Annotated in this window: 13 protein-coding genes; 11 read left to right on the top strand and 2 right to left on the bottom strand. The window is 51.1% G+C overall.

Annotated elements, in window-relative coordinates; all coding sequences use genetic code 11:
• The first annotated feature begins 32 nt into the window (after positions 1 to 32).
• A complete protein-coding gene (locus AC6I8X_RS27940) occupies positions 33 to 1,607 on the top strand; it encodes a phage tail fiber protein (protein ID WP_497841975.1) in 1,575 nt (524 codons plus the stop codon).
• 53 nt (positions 1,608 to 1,660) lie between these two features.
• On the opposite strand, the gene pckA is transcribed toward AC6I8X_RS27940, so the two are convergent.
• Positions 1,661 to 3,286: a phosphoenolpyruvate carboxykinase (ATP) gene (gene pckA, locus AC6I8X_RS27935; RefSeq protein WP_299456667.1), complete on the bottom strand. Its 1,626-nt coding sequence runs from the start codon at positions 3,284 to 3,286 to the stop codon at positions 1,661 to 1,663.
• 218 nt (positions 3,287 to 3,504) lie between these two features.
• On the opposite strand from pckA, the gene AC6I8X_RS27930 reads away from it, so the two are divergent.
• The 10 genes from AC6I8X_RS27930 (at position 3,505) to AC6I8X_RS27885 (ending at position 19,655) form a co-directional block, all read left to right on the top strand.
• On the top strand, positions 3,505 to 4,404 hold the full coding sequence (locus tag AC6I8X_RS27930; RefSeq protein WP_299456666.1) for a LysR family transcriptional regulator: 900 nt from the start codon (positions 3,505 to 3,507) through the stop codon (positions 4,402 to 4,404).
• A 343-nt stretch (positions 4,405 to 4,747) separates the two neighbouring features.
• Entirely contained in the window at positions 4,748 to 5,857 is a 1,110-nt protein-coding gene (locus tag AC6I8X_RS27925; RefSeq protein ID WP_299456664.1) for an SDR family oxidoreductase, read from the top strand.
• A gap of 290 nt (positions 5,858 to 6,147) precedes the next feature.
• Positions 6,148 to 8,907 carry a hypothetical protein gene (locus AC6I8X_RS27920; RefSeq protein ID WP_497841974.1) on the top strand — a complete coding sequence of 920 codons (2,760 nt, stop codon included), beginning with the start codon at positions 6,148 to 6,150 and terminating at the stop codon, positions 8,905 to 8,907.
• A complete protein-coding gene (locus AC6I8X_RS27915; protein ID WP_497841973.1) occupies positions 8,891 to 13,234 on the top strand; it encodes a hypothetical protein in 4,344 nt (1,447 codons plus the stop codon). The genes AC6I8X_RS27920 and AC6I8X_RS27915 overlap by 17 nt, the downstream gene beginning before the upstream one ends.
• 287 nt (positions 13,235 to 13,521) lie before the next feature.
• Complete coding sequence (locus tag AC6I8X_RS27910) at positions 13,522 to 13,965, top strand: hypothetical protein (RefSeq protein ID WP_299456660.1); 444 nt, start codon at positions 13,522 to 13,524, stop codon at positions 13,963 to 13,965.
• 662 nt (positions 13,966 to 14,627) lie between these two features.
• A complete protein-coding gene (locus tag AC6I8X_RS27905; protein WP_299456659.1) occupies positions 14,628 to 15,728 on the top strand; it encodes an ABC transporter ATP-binding protein in 1,101 nt (366 codons plus the stop codon).
• A 27-nt stretch (positions 15,729 to 15,755) separates the two neighbouring features.
• Positions 15,756 to 17,033 carry an ABC transporter substrate-binding protein gene (locus AC6I8X_RS27900; protein ID WP_299456657.1) on the top strand — a complete coding sequence of 426 codons (1,278 nt, stop codon included), beginning with the start codon at positions 15,756 to 15,758 and terminating at the stop codon, positions 17,031 to 17,033.
• Between the two features lie 10 nt (positions 17,034 to 17,043).
• Positions 17,044 to 17,955 carry a carbohydrate ABC transporter permease gene (locus tag AC6I8X_RS27895; RefSeq protein WP_299456655.1) on the top strand — a complete coding sequence of 304 codons (912 nt, stop codon included), beginning with the start codon at positions 17,044 to 17,046 and terminating at the stop codon, positions 17,953 to 17,955.
• Positions 17,952 to 18,746, top strand: a complete 795-nt coding sequence (locus AC6I8X_RS27890; RefSeq protein WP_299456653.1) for a carbohydrate ABC transporter permease — start codon at positions 17,952 to 17,954, stop codon at positions 18,744 to 18,746. Before AC6I8X_RS27895 ends, AC6I8X_RS27890 begins: the two co-directional genes overlap by 4 nt.
• A gap of 12 nt (positions 18,747 to 18,758) precedes the next feature.
• The gene (locus AC6I8X_RS27885; protein ID WP_497841972.1) at positions 18,759 to 19,655 is read left to right on the top strand and encodes a metallophosphoesterase; all 897 of its coding nucleotides are present in this window, start codon (positions 18,759 to 18,761) and stop codon (positions 19,653 to 19,655) included.
• Here the strand turns inward: AC6I8X_RS27885 and AC6I8X_RS27880 are convergent.
• The gene (locus AC6I8X_RS27880; RefSeq protein WP_299456649.1) at positions 19,652 to 20,428 is read right to left on the bottom strand and encodes a TraX family protein; all 777 of its coding nucleotides are present in this window, start codon (positions 20,426 to 20,428) and stop codon (positions 19,652 to 19,654) included. The genes AC6I8X_RS27885 and AC6I8X_RS27880 overlap by 4 nt on opposite strands.
• Positions 20,429 to 20,563: the final 135 nt, after the last annotated feature.

Below are 20,563 nucleotides of genomic sequence, written 5' to 3'. Positions count from 1 at the left end.
TTTAATATGACCAGCATAGGCAGTGATTAATTATGACGATATCACGCAGAAATCTTTTGCACTGGATCCTTCCTTCAGCACTTCTCACGCTGTTCTCAACCCGAAGTTCGGCGGCAGCTTCCGCTGGGGGCCAGTCAACAACGCATCCGGCACCGGGCATTCCTTTCGTTACCAAAGCAGAACCAATGGCTGATGTTTTTAGCGGTGAAGGAAAGGCGATCGTTGGCAATGGTTTAGCCTCGGTGTTTGATCGGGTAAAACAACGCGGCCAGTTCGATGTTGTGCAGGGCGCTTCGGACCCAAAAGGCATCGCCGGAATGAGTTTTGGCGGCCCGGACAACCGGGCGGCTTTAATTATTGATGAACGCGGTCGTATGCAGACCTATGCGATAAAAGAAGGACGACCCACTGCGGCCAGAGTGGCGATCCCGTTCACTGAACCCTATGGGCAAGGTGTTGCCGCATGGAATGGCAGCATATTGCGATTACCTTTTGCCGGTGCAGAGGATGATACGCTGCACTCATCGTTGATTTTTCTCCCCAAATCTGACGGCTCTGCTGACATGTATATTGCCGGTCCCGGGCAATATACCGATTACGGTGCACCTTATGGCGGGGCCGGGGTGGTTGCTCCACGCGCATTAACGGATAAGGATTTAATCGCGCCGTTGAGGAAGGGCAGTGTCTATCCCACTGGCTGGAACAGTCAGCCTTATTGGGTCAAATTATTCGCGATTAAGACCGGGATCAGAAGCTCAGGTCCCAACTTCACCGGGTTTTATATCTCCGGCGGGACGTTATCAGAATCAATCTATACCTATCTTATCCAGTGCAATGATGTTCTGGTTTCGTCTCTGAATACGACTACCGCAAAGCATGTGTTGCGTATTACGAACCTGCGCGATCCTTCCGACTCACGACATGGCATTGCAGACCTGACGCAATTTGGCTATGTGTATGATGTTCCAAACAACATGCTCATCGTGTATGCAAAAATTGCCGCACGCAATGAAGGTGCGACGTTCATACCACTGCGTTATACCGATGCCGCAAATTCAGGTGTGGATAAAGTCTTTATTAACAGTTCAGGTGATGAGCACGTCACCAGTGAGCCTGATGGTATTGTGTATGTGGAGGCGGCAAATTCATTAACATCAAATACCTATGTTCCACTTAACGACGGGCGCGTCGTGAAGACGCTGGGAGCAGTGATCCGCATTTGTGATGCGATACCGGCAGCAACCCGATCGCCGGTGCAGGATGGCTTTAAACAAAACGATAATTTTAGTGCGATTAATCGCGGTTATGCGCAGTCAGGTCAAATTGCGGTGACAAAGCAATCGACGGGGAAATATAAAGTCACAGGCGCATCCGCAATCAGGAATAATTCCACCTGGAGAATCAGCAATCCGATGATTGCGGGAGGAGGAGGAATGCAGCATCTGGTGGCTGCCATCGAGTCTGACGCTGCCAATACGCTTGTGATTGGTGTCAGGTCGCTGAAGTACGCCTATAACAGTGCGGAAGGCACTGTGACCCCGGTTGCCGGTGACTATGCTGATATTCCTGCTGACAGCTGGGTCGATATACATACGACACTGCTGTGATGTATGCAGATGGCCTCCCCACTGAATACCGGGGAGGCATGCGTGCTTAGCCGTTATTCGCTGGCAACATCAGGCCCTGCCAGGGCGATGCGCGCGCCTTCCGGGGTTTCTGCGTACTGACTGAAGTTCGTCACAAACAGGCGGCCCAGTTTGGTCGCTTCTTCCTGCCATTTTTCTTCAGATCCCCAGCCATTACGCGGATCGAGCAGTCTGGTTTGCACTTCCGGCACCGCATCCGGGATCAGCAACCCAAATACCGGCAGCGTGTTATCGCCGAGCACAATGGTGTCATTCAAAATGCCACGAATGATATTACGCGTATCACGCAGTGAAAGTCGCTCACCGGCACCATTCCAGCCGGTGTTGACCAGCCAGGCTTCTGCACCCGTTTCGGCCATTTTCTCCGCCAGCACTTCAGCGTACTGGGTCGGATGCAGCATCAGGAATGCCGCGCCATAGCAGGCTGAAAACGTCGGAGTGGGTCGGGTAATGCCGCGTTCGGTGCCCGCCAGTTTCGAGGTAAATCCAGACAGGAAGTGATACTTCATCTGGTCAGTCGTCAGGCGCGATACCGGCGGTAATACGCCAAAAGCGTCAGCCGCGAGGAAAATCACTTTAGACGGATTTCCGGCACGCGATACCGGCTTGACGATATTCTCAATATGCGACAGCGGGTAGGAGACACGGGTGTTTTCGGTTTTGTGCCCATCAGCGTAATCAACGCTGCCATCAGCTCTGACGACCACATTCTCCAGCAACGCATCGCGGCGAATAGCGCGGTAGATCTCTGGCTCAGCGGCCTCACTCAGATTGATAGTTTTGGCGTAGCAACCCCCTTCAAAGTTAAACACGCCTTCATGGTCCCAGCCGTGTTCATCATCACCGATCAGCTCACGCTGTGGATCGGTAGAAAGGGTCGTTTTGCCGGTACCTGAGAGACCGAAAAACAGCGCGACATCGCCCGCTGCACCACGGTTGGCTGAGCAGTGCATTGAAGCAATGCCCCGCTGCGGCAGGAAATAGTTCATCACTGAGAATAAACCTTTCTTCATTTCACCGCCGTACCAGGTGCCACCGATCAGTTGCATCTTCTCGGACAGGTTAAAGGCAACAAAATTCTCAGAGTTCAGACCCTGTGCCTGCCAGTTCTGATTAGTGCACTTGGAACCGTTCATCACGATAAAATCAGGTGTGAAATTCTCCAGTTCTTCAGCCAGCGGCGGAATAAACATGTTTTTCACGAAGTGCGCCTGCCAGGCAACCTCGGTAATAAAGCGTACCGCCAGGCGTGAGTCGGTGCTTGCTCCACACCAGGCATCGACGACATACAGTTTTTTACCGGATAACTGGTTTGAGACCAGATGGCGTAATTCAGCCCAGACCGAAGGGGACAGGGGTTTGTTATCATTGCGGCCGGTACCAGCGTCAGACCACCACACGCTATCCTGCGTCAGCTCGTCGCGGACAATATATTTATCCTTCGGAGAACGACCGGTGAACTCGCCGGTATCAACTGCGACGGCACCGGATGCAGTCATCATTCCGCGCTCATAGCCACTGAGTTCAGATGAAGTTTCATGCTCGATAAGCAGATCATAATCCGGGTTATAGATCACTTCAGAAACGTCGGTGATCCCTAAATCTGACAGGGCAGTTTTAATCATCGCAGTGCTGGACATGTTATACCTGACTGATAGCTGGCTGAGTATTGGGTTGCATTAAACTGCGACCGGTTGTTGAGCGTGATAGTTAACTGAGCTGTTAATGAGTTTACGGAAATCAGTTAATCAACTGTTCTGGATACTAGCACCATCATTCAGATGCAATGATTGCATAATTTCTATATGCCATGCATAATTTGCATAGCGCCAGTTATGGTTTTGTGAGATTCCGCACTGTGGTCAGTAATCTTGAAGTTAAATGGTTTTATGACGTCATTGCTCTGGAAGAGACCCGCAGCTTTACCTTAGCGGCGGAAAAAAGAAACATTTCCCAGTCTTCATTTAGCCGCCGGATTCAATCACTTGAGTCTGCCATCGGCTTTGCCATCTTCGATCGCAGCGTCAATCCACTGCAACTTACCCGGCAGGGGAAGAGTTTTGTCGGTTATGCCCGCAACATGCTGGATGATATGGACTACCAGCTGAATCGAATCAAAGGGCTGGATAACTTTCGGCAAAGTATCAAGTTCGATGCCGCCCCCTCACTTTCCGTACTGCTGCTGCCTAACCTGATCGCCGGATACACCGATAGCGCTGAAAGAATTCATTATGTTGAGTCGATCAACGTTGACGAGGCGGTTTATAACCTGAAAGAAGGAAAAAGCGACTTTATTCTGACCTTCTACAACGAAGAATTTATGAATTATCCCTTTATTCATCATAAGGTTTTTGATTCCTTCCTTCATCTGGTCAGCCCCTGTGATGTGGATGGCAGACCCTTATTCAGTCTGAATGGCGATGTTTTGCCGTTGATGAAATATGCCAACGACAGCTATATGGGGCGCCAGGTTAATCAGGTCATCGATAAAATTCCCGAGAATACCTTTACGCTCAGCTTTGTGTCTTCCATGAGTGAGCTGCTCAAACGGATGATCGTAAATGGTCATGGGGTGGGGTGGTTACCGCAGTATTCGATTCAGCGGGAATTACGAGAAGGCAAGCTGGCCATTATGGATGGTTCACTGTCGTTGCCGATCTCGGCATATGTTTATCGTTCGGGAGCGAGGCTAAATCTTGCGGCAGAGCGCTTCTGGCAGCATATAAAATCGCAAAATATCAGGTTGGATGAGTTCTAACTCGCCATATCAGGTTATCGCCCTATTTTATATGAATTCTCTGGTGACCGGGCAGAATGATGGTAATAAGAATGAGAATTCTATCTATTTGATTTTTTTACTGCATGCGCCGATGTTTTTATTAAAGTGTTTCAGGGGTATAAATAAGTGCGTCAAAATGAAAGCGGCTGAAGATATTATCGACAGGATTTCCCTTGTGCCATGGAAGCATTGACCTTTCTTGATAAAGTTCACTCCTCCTGCCAATTTTTTTATGAATTACTTATTTAACTGCCATTTAATCTCGATGGAATAACGTGTGCCGGGATAGCCACTCTTTACACAACACCATTAGATTAAATCCATGCAAAATATATTAATCACAGGCGCAACAGGTTTTCTTGGCGGCGCAGTTACTGCTAATTTGTTAAAGAAAGGTCAAATAAACAACCTGCTACTGCTTGTCAGGGGAGAAACGCCTGAAGAGGGACTGGAGCGGGTTAAAAAAAATCTGGCGAAGTTCGGACTGGATAGCATTCTGCTGGATTCCCTGACAACGCAACAAATCCTGCCTGGCGATCTCTCTGCACCAGAGCATTTTACAGCGGATCCCCGGCTTGATGATGTTACTCACGTCCTGAATTGCGCCGCTGTGGCATCGTTCGGCAATAATCCCTACATATGGAAGGTAAACGTGGAAGGCACCTTCAAGTTTGCCAGCCGTATGAGTCAGGTGAGTGGACTTAAACGCTTTGTCCATGTGGGGACTGCCATGTCTTGTGTTCCTCGTGCCAACAGTCTGGTGACGGAAAGCGAACTGACCACATCCCGTCAGCAGCACATTGTTGAGTACACCTGGAGCAAAGCGACAATTGAAAGAATGATGACGGAGTCCTTACCTGCTCTGCCTCTGGTGATTGCGCGTCCTTCCATTGTGGTAGGTCATTCGCAATACGGTTGTGAACCCTCTGCCAGTATCTTCTGGGTGTTCCGCATGGCGCTTATGCTGGGTAAATTTATGTGCGAGCTTGAAGATCGTATCGACGTTGTTCCGGTGGATTACTGTGCCGATGCGCTCGAATTGCTGCTGACAGCTGACAAAGTTGAGAAGGATGTATTCCACATTTCAGCCGGGGTGGAAAGTAGCGTAACCTTTGCCGAAATCGACATCGCGATGGCAAAAGCATCTGGAGACGCACCCGTTTCTGCAACCTACCAGAAAGTTAATTACAAAGAATTGAGTGCGGATAAAAAGAATTTTTCTGCACTTTTTGGTCCGTGCAACGAACGCATCATGCTGCGGGCGATGAATCTTTATGGCCATTTTTCACAGCTTAACGTGGTTTTCAGTAATGAGAAGCTACTCAAATTAGGCATGCCACAATCATCAAAATTTACTGATTATCTTGATCGCTGCGTAGCTTCAACTCAGGGTTCTACTATTGCGGAGTTGATGGCGATTGATTTTAAATAACAAGGCGTAACCCAAATCATCCCTGTATATGCGATGCGGCGCAATGTATTGCGCCTGTTTCTGGCATCGTCGAGTGCATCCATGGCATCAGCCAGTTTTCTCCGTATTTCTTCTCCTTTACGTTCCCTGCTGCAAAATTTCTTCTGCTTACTGACCGCCCTGATAACAAGCCTATTCGCCTGGTAATTGGGCTAAATACATAAGTTCAGGTCTTTTCCCGATAATCCCGCCGAAGTGTTACCTGTAATCTCCCTGATTAATTTTTCTACTTTTTTACATCAGGGATTTCCATGGTTTCCAACGTTCTTAACAGCCGCATTCACACCCCGGCCGCAGAATCTCTCAGTATCGCAGGCAAATCCGGCAGTGAAGAGTTTCCGGTCCTGGCGGAAAAAAACGCTATCAGCTTATTCGATGCTCTCGAGATGCTTGCTTTTAATCCTGAAGGTGCATTCAACAAAACCGGTTCCGGCGAACTGTTAAACCTGAAGGATGAGCAGTGGGAAATGATGGCCTGGCTGGAAGCTAAAACCAGTGTGACATTAAATTTCAGCGAAGAGAATGGCCCCGTGAAACCTCTGGCAGAGAGGATGACCTGTAACGGGGCACCGGTTTCGAAAGAACAGTTCCATAAGTCGATGGAAGCGTTGGCCGAACTTTCTGAACACAACCCGGTACCTGAGCCCACGGTTGAGCAGGCGGAGACGCCGCTGTTCCCGGCGCTGGAGGAAGACATGCCCGAAGTGAAGCTCCCGGACCTGCTTAAAGAGCACGGGAAGCTGCAGGAGTTCCGCCGTCTGGGGAGGCTTCAGGAGCACCTGGACGTCAATATGGATGAGATGAAAAAGGTCCAGACGGAGATGTCGGAACGAAAGTGGTCCCCCTCGGAACCGTCTCTGAAAAAGGCTGGCGATGCTATCGGGGAGCTGAGCAAGGCCCTGGCGGGGTTGCCTCCGCAGTCAGGCCACCAGAAGGTTGGGATGATGAACGCGCAGCTTTCGTTAAACGGGGTGGCAGAGGCGCTGAAGAAGGCGGATGCAGTGCTGGCCGGGGTGGCGGAGCACCGGAAAAGCGGCGGCGTGGCGCAGCTGGCAGAGGGGCCGGAAGCGGTGCGGCGTGAGCTGCAACAGGCGCTGGGAAAAAGCAGTTTTATGTACCTGTGGCAGGCGGTGGAGGTGTCGGAAAAAGACAAGCCCTGGTCGGAGCAGGCGCTGCTGCATAAGGGTCTTGGAAACGCTTACGATGAGATGAAGTCAGACTGCGAGAAGGTAGTGAAGGCGCTGGAAAAGGTGCGCGACGCGTACCTGCGCGATGTGCGGTCAGAACAGAACGGGCTGCTGGAGGAAGAGCTGGCGCTGACGAAATTAGCAGTGGACACCGACGGGGCGGACGGTATGTCCGCCAGAATCCGGGACGCAGCACGGGCGCTGGCAACGCTATGTGGGGGGATAGGGAGTGAGCTGTCAGAGGAGGCAGGAAACAGGAAGACCGCGTCGTTACAAAACATGAAGGAAGCCGCCGTGGAACTGCGTAATCTGTCAGCGGCGCTGCACAGTGCCGCAGCCATCCGGGAGGTGACAGACGCGGCAGAGAAGGAAAAAGGGGGAGAACCGGTGAGGGCGCTGGCGGTAAAGGCGCTGGAGACGGTGATGAAGGACCTGAGTAAAGCGCGGGAGAGTCTGAAGCAGCACCTGAAGCCGGGGCGTATAAACCTGACGGAGAAAGCGTTATCGCGAGGCAGCCACTCACAACTTGCGCAGCAGCTTGAGAAGGCTGCCGCAGCGGTGAAAAGCGTGAAGAAGGCTATGGACCAGAACCGCAGTTTGCTGAAACTGGAAGTGGAGGTGGAAAAGGACGCGGTAGACGTCTTTCTGCATGTCCTGAAATCTGACAGGGCCATGAAGGCGACGGGGCGGCAGTGGGACAAGGTGGTGGACGTGGCGTCGGCGCTGGGACACCTTGCGGTGAAAGGCTGGCGTGCCACGCAGACCGGTATGGCGCACGGCTTTAATCCGGCGGAGCACAGCGATTTTCACTCGCAGATCAGGGGGGTGGTGTCCGGTCCGCTGGGGATGATGGTGAATGTTCAGCGGGCGATGGAAGACCTTGCCGGGGCGGCGATGGCGGCGTCAGAGAAGAAGCCGCAGGTGAAAAGACAGCTGAATGACGACTGCCGGGCACTGACCCCGGACCAGCGGAAGGAAACGCTGCAGCAGTACCGGGAAGAAAAGCTGGCGGAGCTGGATAAAAAACGGGTAGCGGCAGAGCAGCAGACAGAGATGCTGGGGCTGGTGATGGCGATGACGGAGAGTGAACTGGAAGACATGCTGGCAACCTTCACTGATGATCGGCACAGGAAGAGCATCGGAGTGCTGAGAAATAAGTGCCGCGCCACGGTAAAGCAGTGCCGGGAGGCGACCGGGAAAATGTGCCGTGAGATGGAGCAGCTGGTGAATCCGGGCGGGCGCAGCGGGATACCGGCGACAGCCCTGCGGGGTAAGCAGGATTACAAAAATGCTCAGCGCGCCATCCAGAAATGCCTGCAGTCCTCTGAGGCGGCGATGAAGAGTCTGTCGACGGATCTGGCGGAAATCACCCACAAGGCGATTAACCTGTTTTCAAAGGATGCGAAGCTGGCGAAACATATTGCCGGGGTGGTGCACGCCAGTAAGGCCCAGATACCGGAGAATGCAGATGAGGCGCAACGGGCGCGTTTACTGGTGCTGTTTGACAGGATGGTAGATGAGCTGGGGCCGGCTTTTAAAACAGACGAAGACCCGGAGGGTAAAGATTTTGCGGCGCGTGTCAGGCGGGAGCTAATGCTGCATGACATGGAGGTGAACCTGGTGGCGGAAACGCCGGAACGAGCGGCGGAGCATCTACAGGGCTGGGTGCAGAAGATGACGAAAAAGTCATCCGGGAAGGTGTCCTCTGAGTTTACCAAAAGGATGGCGCAGACGCTGCTGGGACAGACAGCAGCGTCTGCTGGGCGGTATGTTCCATGGGACGAAGATACTGAAGTTCGGGTACAGCGTGGGGAAAGCGGTTGAGTCCTATCTATCGGACACGCAAAAGCTGGAGAGCACCGGGACGGTAGAGCGCCCTGTCCCGCAGTATATGCTTGATGCGGTGGAAAAACGGCTGATGTGCTCATTGATGGAACAGACGGTGAGTTTATTTGCGCCTTCGCTGCTGAAAACGGGTGTGCAGATTGGCTTTATGGTGAATAAAGTCCGGCAGGAAGGCTTCAGTGAGACGATGAAGGAGACGGTTGCGAAACTGCCAGAGAATATGGTTATTGATGGCGGTTTTCAGGGGATTATCGCGGCCGGAACAGTGGAGGTACGTGCGTTGCAGGAAACCGCAGCAACCGAAGCCGTGCAGGCAGCCACCCGCAGTGAAGGAAACGCGGGTGAAGCGGATAAGCCCAAAGTGGGGAAAGGCCGCCCGGCAGAGGCGCACCGGTTAGCGGAGCCGCAGGTAAAAAGCCGGGTCGGACGAAGTGCTCCGCCCGACAGGGAACAGGCAGCATCTGATGCCAGAGCCGTACAGCCACCGGTAAATGCTGCATCGGAAGCGGCAGAGGATGGTATCCCGGTGGATGCTTCACAGAAGACGTCCGTCGGCAATACCGACGCGACCGAATTCACGATGACCGAAGAGGAATATAACGATACGCAAATTGGTATCGACGTCCGCAATAGCACCAAAGTCAGAACATTTATCGAGAAAGATATTCAGGATGTCATAGACAGGCATCCTGATGGGCATGGAAAAATAACCTCCCCCTATAGCTGGGTGGATACCGTTAATTACAAAACAAAACCCCCCACTTTTGATCGCAAGCGTGTGATTGACATCTATACCGGTAACGGTGTTACTGATGATGTAAAGATATTGTGGGAAGGTGGCACGGGTAAGCGTGATTCAACTGACACCACAGAAGCCTTCCGCAGGGATCTTTTTGGTCATAAACCGTATAAATCAGACAAGAATAAGCCTTTCGAAATTATTCGTCTTACACCTGATGATGTAAATAATGCTGAGCGTTCATACACCAGGCTGCATCAGGCATGGACGAATCATATGACTGGAATGCGAAATCGAAAGCCTGAACTGGCAACGCTTTACCGCAACGCATTTAAACTTGGTTTTACCAATGCACTTAATTCGTCGGAAAATAATCATTCCGAAACTGAAAAAATAGCGATAAGGGGGTACTTAAACGGTGATACCAGCGGTGTTATCACTCTGAGATATAATGGGCAACCGGTACAGGACGTTATCGCCCTGGTTGTACCTGGTACCTCGGAGAATGAAACACATATATTAGTTATGGATTATGATGGCAACTTCAAACGGGTTAAGGCTACTCGTGAACTTGGTGAAATTAAGGATGGTGATACCCGCTACGCATTTAAACCTGATGAAGAGACTCAGCAATTTATTTCCCGGCGTCTGGTTTTGGGTGACAGGGAAAAAGCCTCAGCTCAGAGAACCCAAAAAGTCATCATGGACCCTTCCAGTCATTACGACACAAAACTGGCAGACAGGTATCTTACTACTCAGGATAGGGAGTTCAAACGAGTGGTGGCGGATCCAAAGAAGGAAATGCTCGATATCACATATAAAGCGATTGATGATATGGCAGGGCATCTGAGTATGGCGCTGGGTATGGCGGGTTTTCCTGAATCTACGCCGATGGGAGTGCTTGTTGGTGCACTCATAACCACAGGAAAGGGAATTGTAAAATACGTTATCACCCCAGCTGATGAAACGACCCGGTTGCGGAATATCCGCAACCAAACCATCAGAGATGTCCTATCGGGGGGGGTTGCCGACGAAATTACCGGGAAGACGATGGATAACTTGCCAAAGGGTGTTAATAAAACGGCAAAAAGCGGTCTGGTGTGGTATCAAAAATCAACAATGATGTCTGGGGATGCGGGTAAGATATTCAATAAAGGCCTTGATAAGGCATATGACTGGATGGGGTTGGCCATAGAGGATACGACGAGACCCGACACCCTCTTTTCAAATGCTGAGCAAACATCTGCACCCTCAGAGGACGCGCTGACTTCATCTTCCGGTGTCGGCGCGGATAGATCAAAAACTGAAACACTATGGACCCAGACCTTAGCTGATCTTAATAAGGGATTTGACGAACTTAGATATACTAAGCTATCGAAAGAAACCCTGGAAAGGCTGGAAAAATCAGGAATAGATTATAAGAAAATACTGGATAAGCATGGTAGCCCGGCTTCCATTGAAAAAGCGACCGTTAACGGCGTTACGGATTATAGCCAGGTAGTATATGATCAGCACGGCGTGAATGAACTCTGGGGGGAAGCCTCGAAATCGCATAAGAAATGGTCCCAGTCTGAGCGCCTTGAGAGAATGATCGATAAACTGGGGGAGCTGGAGAGTAAAGTAACGGGTGATCAAACCATCCAGATTCCATATAGTTTATTAAAAGACTTTCGCGATGCGGGGATTGATATAGATGATTACCTGTCAGGAAATGCTGTCGATGATGATAATAATCCGCAAACCCGATACGCGCAGAAATCTGAGCGTGCACGGTTAAATCACACTGAGCTAAAAAGATTAAAATTCATAGCGGAAGCGAAAAAGCTGGATCCTTCAGATATTAACGGCGCTCTAAAATTACTTGATGAAATAAGATGGTCTTTGAGTGGCGATGAAAAGACCACCATACCAGATGAGTTGCAGCAAATACTTGAGAAACAGGGAATAAAGGTTAAGGATTATATCCGTACTCATGGCGATGAAGGACCTGCCCGTAAGGCAGTAAGTCAAAAAGGACTTCCACAGCTAGATCGACATTTATTGTTATCCGATCGTACCCTGGATAAACATCAACTCAGTGATCTGGCTGTGATGGCTCGTCTTAAACTCCTTGAGAAAAACGTGCAGGCACCTAAAGATGAGGTTGAGTCACTGATAAACAGTGGCACCCCAGGGCGATTAACTCCGGCGACAATTACGTCACTGAGGAATAATGGCATAAATATTGACGCTATTGCTCATCGTTATGGTACATCGTCTTCAAAAGAGGCGGCAATGAACGCGACAGGCGAACTTAATGTTGAAAAGGTTGATATTGATGCGAGCGGGGCCTTGTTACTTAGAACAAAAATTGAGAAAAAAATCAGGGACTATAAAATCAGTATAATGATTGAGAGAATGAAGTCTCTTAATAAAACGCCAGGTGTTGGCTATCGCCTGCCACATGATATTACTGACTTTATTAAACAAGGTCAGGCAACCAGTGATGGTGAACTCTTTTTGGAACATCTCAGACATAAAAATCTCAGCGATGCACAATTGAAATCGCTGCGCTGGATGTTAGAAGCTGAAGTTGAGTTATCTCCCGAAAGTACGTATGAAGAACTCGCTGCATTTGTACGCAAAATGGAAAGCGAGACTGCACCGGGGGAAAACGTTACTCTTCCCCCTGCTTTAATTCAATATTTAAGAGCGCGTGGGGTGAGTATTGATAAATATCTGCAGGAGAAGGGTAACTCAGAGATTGCGAAAGAAAATGCCAGAATAAGAGGTGATGAAAATCACCTTAACAAGGCAGAAATTGATATAAATAAAAGTCACCTCAAAGAAATAGAGGACATGGTTTTTGCTCAAAAAAGAAGGGCTGAGACTCCTGACATGATGAAGAGGCTAAATGATAGCAGGATGTCAATAGTTGGAAATGGCGAAGTTGACCTGCCTGAAGATATAAGGAAGTTTGTACTTGCCAGTCCGGAAATTGATGATAACAACAAGTTTCTGGAAGAGTTAAAATGGAGGACCGTGACCAAAGCCGAACTGGACTGGCTATATTGGACATTAAAAGCTGAAAATGAGCTAGGCACAGACAGTACTCCGGAACAAACCACTGCCTTTATGCGGGAAATGGAAAGTTCAATGGCCGGGGATGAGGTCAGAGCACTTCCTCCACGTTTAATTAACCGTTTGAAGAGCCATGGTATTGACGTTGATGATCATCTTAAACGGTTTGGTGATACCGGGCTTGCAAAGAATCTTGCGGTACTACGAGGCACTGAAAACATTCTCGACTCGAGAGATATTAAACTGAGTAAGCCTGGGCTCATAAAGTTGAGAGAGATGCTTGCCGCTAAGCCCGGTGCGCGGTTGAGAGAGATGCTTACCGCCGATCCAACTACGCAGTTGAGGGGGATACGTGCCCGCAAGCCAGCTGCGAAGCCGGAAGAGAAGCCAGCCGCCAATCCAACTACGCAGCCGGGAGAGATACCTGCCAGCAAGCCAGTAACGCAGCCGAAAAATGACGACATGATTCCCTTTATGGGAATGTCTGGAGAACGAAGGATGTGGTAGACGCAAGATAAGTCATATGGTCTGCGGAAAGCAAAATAGCGTACACTGGCAAGCGGTTCCCGGCCTCGTCATCTGAGATTGTTCAGCCTGCCTTGTCAGGTGAAACCAGTCTCGCGAGAGTAAGCTTTCTGGTTTTATTCGACCTGGACAAGGCGGCGGGAGCCATTCTGGAAACGAAGTCGCGGTGCCAGTGACTTCCGGCGGCGCGCGGATTTCAGGTTGTCGCACAATGTTGCATGGAGGAAGGTGCTGCCGGTAAAAGCAGTGATAACACAAAGGAAGTGATTATGGACAAAACGTTTATGCCCGCTCTGATATGGGGGACCGTTTGCTTTTTGCTGTTGTATTGCACGCTGCCTTCCGACTTCGCTCAATGGTGGCAGGTTCACCAGCAGTTCGGCGTTCCAATGCTGCAACTGCTGGCGAATAGTATGATTGCCGTCATTCCAGCGCTGATGCCGTTGGTGTGCTATGTGATATTAAGTGAACGGGTAAGCAGCAATAAAGGCGTTATCCTTGTCATCCCCGTGATGGCGTGGTTAATCGCCAAATTGGTGATTCTGGGAGTACTTTATTTTATTGCTGCGAAAACAGGTGATATGCCGCTGTATGCAGAGGGGTTTTTCAGCCTGGTGGGAAGAATTGTCACCCCACACTGGCTGATTAATGCACTGGCTTATATCCTGACCATTATGGCCAGCAGTTACGCCTTTTGGCGTGAGTGCCGGTGATAATGATGAACGCCCTGTCTCTGGCAGGGCGTTCATATTTTAACGTTCTACTCCGGGAAATGTCTGACCGGTACTGGCGTAATCCTGGGGCTGGAAATATTGTAGTGACGCCGTTTTAAAATACATTGTACACAGGGGATAACTTTTCTGAAATTATTCCTCGAAATACCTAACGCAATAACGAGCTGTTCATAACGTCCAATCAGAATCATATCCTCTTTATTTTCGCTATAAATACGGCAGGTAGCGTTATGGAGAATATGGTTATCATGAGTTTTAGATATGCTGATGTAGTATGTGTTTTTCATTGTTATTATCTCTGAGGTATGGGGAAGTGGTAGGATGACTTAGGTATCCGGAAATGTGTAATTATTTTGTATGTTTTGTGATTGAATGCTTATTACGTTTTGTTACATGATTAACTAACATCATGAAAAGCGTGGAATCCCGTTTTTCGGTGAAACGCATTTTTCACACTATTGTTATACGAAATTTATATGAGTCAAAATTTATGATGGTTGAAGCGTTCAATCAGACAATTAATTTGTATTACCAGAAAGGGGCTGTTTGGTACTGCATCACTTAAACGTCATTCAACTTAAATAATTCCTTCATTATCCCCAGCTAACTTACCGCCATTCTGATTCCGGGCCAGAGGGCGCATGAGCTACCTTTCTCTTCATCACATCACCAAAGCCTGGGGCGAAAAAGTTGCCCTGAATGACATCAGTTTTACGGCTGAGGAAGGGACTTTTGTTGCGTTACTTGGGCCATCTGGTTGTGGCAAATCGACGTTGTTGCGGACCATCGCAGGCCTGGAAAACGCCGATCATGGCGAAATACATTGCCGCAATACCCTGATTACTCATTTGCCACCCTCACAGCGCAAGCTTTCCATGGTATTCCAGTCCTACGCTTTGTTTCCGCATCTCAGCGTGCGGGAAAACCTGCTGTTTGGCCTGAAAGCGCGCGGCGAAGATAAACAGACGTTTGCCTCGCGACTGGCGGAAGTCAGTAAGCTGATGGAACTGGACAAACTGTTGGATCGCCAACCATCACAGCTTTCCGGCGGGCAGCAACAGCGCGTGGCGCTGGGCAGGGCGGTGATTGCCAATCATAGCTTGTGTCTGATGGATGAACCGCTTTCCAACCTTGACGCCAAACTGCGCCAGAGCATGCGCCGGGAAATCCGTGCACTCCAGAAGAAGCTGGGGCTGACAATGCTGTATGTGACGCACGATCAGACCGAAGCCATGAGCATGGCCGACAGCATCATTCTGCTCAACGACGGCTGTATTGAGCAGCACGCCACGCCCGATGATCTCTACAACAACCCCGCCAGTGTCTTCGCAGCGCAATTTATTGGTGCGCCGCCGATGAACATTTTGCCGCTGCAGCGGCGGGGCTGTAGCCATTACTTATCCCAGATGAACTGGCCGGTGCTGGATGATGATGAACCGGCCCTGAGTCTTGGCATCCGTGCTGAGGACATTCAACTTATCGACATCGCGCATGCTGCGCTCACCGCCCGGGTAATCAGTTACGAATATATGGGGGCGGATACCCTGTTGGTGTGTGCGCTGCCGGATATCAATGAGCCGTTAACCGTTAAAGTGCCGGGTATGAAACGCTTCGACGAAGGTAGCCGGGTCGGGCTGCAATGGTCAGCCTCGAAGCAATACCTGTTTTCCACCACCACGGGGAAGCGCTGCCCATCGGCTGAACAACAACTTTTCGCATCCGGAAAAAAATACGCTGTTTAATCTTCATCTTTTGATCAGGGAATAATCATGTCTGCTATCCGTCCTTTACGCCTGGCTTCTGCATTATTGCTGTGTACGGCTTCCACTGCCTTTGCCGCTGACGCGGTCAAACTGCAGATGTATTACCCGATTGCGGTCGGTGGCAAGGTCAGCCATACCGTGGATACGCTGGTGGCCGACTTTGAAAAAATTCATCCGGAAATCAGTATTCAGCCGGTTTATACCGGTGACTATGCCACGACGGTGACCAAAGCGCTGACGGCGTTTCGCGGTGGCAATGCACCGCAGATGGCGGTGATTGGTGATATCGAAGCCTATTCGCTGATAGATGCCGGTGCCATTGTGGCTGCCAGCGATCTGGCGAATGATGCAGAAGGGAAAAAATGGATCGACGGTTTCTACCCGGCCTTCCTGCGCCACATTGATGGTAAGGTCTGGGGTATCCCATTCCAGCGCTCCACGGTGGTGATGTACTGGAACAAGCAGGCATTCGAAAAAGCCGGTCTGGATGGCAACACGCCTCCTGCGACCTGGCAGCAGGTAGTCGATTTTGGTAAGAAGCTGGTGATCAAAGATAATAACGGTGTCAGCCAGTGGGGGATCGAGATCCCATCTACGCCAAACGGTTACTGGAACTTCCAGGGACTGTCAGCCACCAACGGTGGCCGTCTGGATAACGGAAAAGGCACGGCGGTGAACTTCAATACACCGGGCAATATCGAAACGCTGCAATGGCTGACCGACCTCGGCCAGAAAGAAGGCGTATCACCGAAGGGCGCTATTGCCTGGGGCACCACCCCACAGGACTTTATCAGTGGCAAAACCGCCATGATGGTCACCACCACCGGCAACCTGACCGGGGTGCGTGAAAACGCCAAATTCCCATTCGGTGTCGCGATGCTGCCGGAGAAAACTCAGCGCGGTAGCCCAACGGGTGGTGGCAACCTTTATGTGTTCAAAAATGCCTCCCCGGAACAGCAGAAAGCTGCCATGGAATTTATTCGCTGGGTTTCTGCTCCTGAGCAGGCCGCGCGCTGGAGTATTGCGACCGGTTACGTAGCCACCTCGCCAGCCGCCTGGGACACCACGGTGATGAAGGATTATGTGAAGGACGTTCCACAGGCGCTGGTGGCGCGTGAGCAGCTGAAGTATGCCCAGCCTGAGTTGTCAACCTACAACAGTGTGCAGATTCAGGAAGCGCTCAACCATGCGATCGAAGCGGCTGTGACCCAGGCGAAGACCCCGGCAGAGGCTCTGGAGTCGGCGCAGAAGCAGGCCGACCGTCTGTTAAAATCGTACCAGTAAGCGCCCTATTATGAGCACGTTACTCACCATGGCACCGGCCACTCGCCCCAGATTCTGGTCGTTGCAGCTATATGGCTACCTGCTGATATTACCTGCGCTGGGTTTTTTGCTGTTGTTTACCCATTATCCAGCGCTGGCTACGGTGTGGGAGAGCGTGTTCAGTGCCGCGCGTAATGGTCATCCAGCTCGCTTTGTCGGGCTGGACAATTATGTCGCGCTGCTGGATGACGATGTGTTTATCCAGTCGCTGCTCAATAACCTGTTATATGCGGTGATCACCATTCCGCTGGCGGTGGTGCTGTCGCTGATGATGGCGCTGGCGGTTAATCGCCACCTGCGCGGTAATGCCATGGTGCGCGCCGCTTTCTTTATTCCTTCTCTGTTGCCGATGATTGCCATCGCCAATTTATGGCTGTTCTTTTATACGCCACAGCTCGGATTGCTGAATAAGCTGCTGGCGGTGTTTTCCCTGCCTGCGGTGAACTGGCTGGGTGAGCCGGGTAGCGCCCTGTATTGCCTGATGGCGGTATCGGTATGGCGCGAAGCCGGATTTTTTATGATTTTCTATCTCGCCGCATTGCAGCAAATCGACCCGCGACTGAGTGAAGCCGCTGAAATTGAGGGCGCATCGCGCGGGTACTTTTTCCGTCGTGTGCAGTGGCCGTTGCTGATGCCCACCACCTTGTTTGTGTTGATCAACGCATCAATGAACGCCTTCCGCATTGTGGACCAGGTGATCGCCATGACCAACGGCGGACCCGATAACAGCAGCAGCCTGTTGTTGTTCTATATCTACCGTACGGCTTTCAGTTACTGGGACATGCCTGCGGCGGCCGCGATGACGGTGGTACTGCTGGTGATCCTCGCCTCTATTGCGCTGATCAAATTCAACCTGCTGGATAAGCGAGCGCATTACCAATGAGATTACTCAACCTGGCGATTTGGCTGGCCGCGCTGCTGTGGTTTTTACCGATTCTGGTGGCCTTGTGGGTGGCAATCCATCCGGCGTCCGACCAGGGCAGTTTCAACCTGTTTTCACCGCTGACGCTGCAAAACTTCGTCAATGCCTGGCATGCCGCGCCTTTTGGTCGCTATTTTCTCAACACCATCCTGCTGGTGCTGATGATTGTGATTTGCCAGCTGGTGCTGGCGACAATGGCGGCTTACGCGCTGGTACGCTTCCGCCTGAAATATTCCGGCGTGCTGTTTGCTCTGATCCTGCTGCAACTGATGATAAGCCCGGATGTGCTGATCCTGAATAACTACAAAACCATCGGCGCGCTGGGCCTGCGCGACACGCTGACGGGCATTGCGTTGCCCTATTTTGCTTCGGCGTTTGCGATTTTCCTGCTGCGCCAGGCATTCAAAAGTATTCCACTGGTGCTGGAAGAGGCAGCGATTATCGAAGGGGCCAGCCGTTTCTATATCCTGCGCAAGATCTATATTCCGCTGGCGAAGCCGATTTATGTCGCGTTTGCGCTGGTGTCGATTAGCTTTCACTGGAATGATTTCCTCTGGCCGCTGGTCATTACCGATTCCGTCAACGTGCGGCCATTAACCGTGGGTCTGCAACTATTTTCCGCGCCTGAACAGGGTGTGCAATGGGCGCTGATTGGGGCCGCGACGCTGATGACCACCTTACCGTTGCTGATCCTTTTTTTGGTGTTCCAGCGCCAGTTTATCCAGTCCTTTATGCGCGCCGGTATTCGTTAAGGAGTGATACCCATGGCATTTCCTGTTCCCTTCACGCAGCAGCAGCGTGAATTATTGGGTGACGTCAGTCAGCTTTATCAACTGCCCGCCTTACGTCCGGCTATGCTGGATCCCACCCGGTTGCGTTTTGGTTTGATTGCCGATCCGCAGTATGCCGACGTGGATACGGACTGCGAAAATAACCTTTACTATCGTCACGCGTTGCACAAACTGCCTGGCGTGATTGATCAACTTAACCAACAGCCGCTGGATTTTGTGGTGACGCTGGGCGATTTGGTTGATCGTCATTGGGAAAGCTATGCCAGGTTGCTGCCGCTCTATCAGGCGCTGCAACACCCCCATGCGGTGGTAATAGGTAACCATGATGCCCAGACCATCATCGGACATCTCAAAGACGCCGCGGCGTTGCCGAAAAGTTATTACGCTTTCCGTCTCCAGGGCTGGCGCTTTGTGTTTTACGACGGTAATGACATCAGCTTTTATTGCCAGGGTGAGGAACGCCAGCAGGCCGAATTATGGCTGGCCGATTTAATGGCGCGTGAACAACCCCAGGCGCAGCCGTGGAATGGCGCAGTAGGCAGCCAGCAGTGGCAGTGGCTTGAACAACAATTGCAGGATGCGCAGGCCTGTGGCGAGCAGGTGGTGGTGTTTGGTCATTATCCTCTGGCACCGCATAAGAAACATATCCTTTGGAATGGTACCCAGCTGGCGCAGTTGTTCAGTGATTACGGCGTGCGCGCGTGTTTCGCCGGACATGATCATCGCGGTGGTTATGCCCGTAGCGGTAATACGGAATTTATCACCCTGAAGGGGATGCTGGATGGCCCTGATGCTGCACCTTTTGCGATAGTGGATATCACTGCGGAGTCATTGACGGTGACGGGGTACGGTGGCGAGATCAGCCGTTAAACGCGTACCGGCATCACCGCCAGCACGCCGAGCAGGGTAAGGTGTCCGGCATAAGCATGATAGAAGAAGCGCCGCGGCCAGAGTCGCGTGGCCGAGATATGCGGCAGGGCGGCCACTGCCGCGATAATCAGCAACGGCACCGCCAGCGTGGGTAGCAGATCATACATGAAGGTGTTTTCATAGCCGCTGCCCGGCGTATTCAGCCAGGCCAGCGCCGCCAGCACCAGCAATAAAAACAACCGGCTTTCTGCCACGGCACTGATGCAGCGGGCGGCCATGCACAGCAGGCAAAATACCACACCGGGAATGCCGTAGCTTGCCGGTGTCAGTGGCCACGCCAGCATCAGCAGCACCGCCAGCCCGGCCATTGCGCCATTGACACCCCAGCGGGACGCCCAGCTCAGCATCTGCGTACAACCGGCATAGGCAAACAAAATATTCAGTGCCAGCCAGGATTGACCTTTCATCATAAACGCCAGCCAGAATAATGGCTGGGTTGCCATTGCCCATAACCAGAGACGTCTGGCGCGCTGACGCAGACGTACGGCGTCATCCGGCAGATTGGCGGCCCAGATAATGGTAAATAAAGGAAAGGCAATATGGCCGATGGCCGAGAGTAACGCGCTGCGACCATTTAATAAAATGGTGTTGATGTGATCAGCTAACATCGCTGCCAGGGCAATAGTTTTTATGATATCGGCCTGAAATGGGCTTAACGATTTAACCTGGTCAAAAGGTGAGGGGAACCTAAGAGAAGTAAGCAGCGCGTGCATGGGTGGTCACCGACTATTTATGTTTATACCGGTCATACTTCAATCTTTCGCTAACCGAAACATTACAATGTGCGTCAGCGCGAGTAAAGCAGGTAATAATCCTAATCAGCCAGGGAAAAAAGTAATGTGGGCTGG

It is taken from the genome of Pantoea sp. X-Soil-TKNS-1280 (assembly GCF_059730475.1).
The sequence above is the reverse complement of the archived record's forward strand: the minus strand, read 5'-3'. Positions and strand labels throughout refer to the sequence as shown.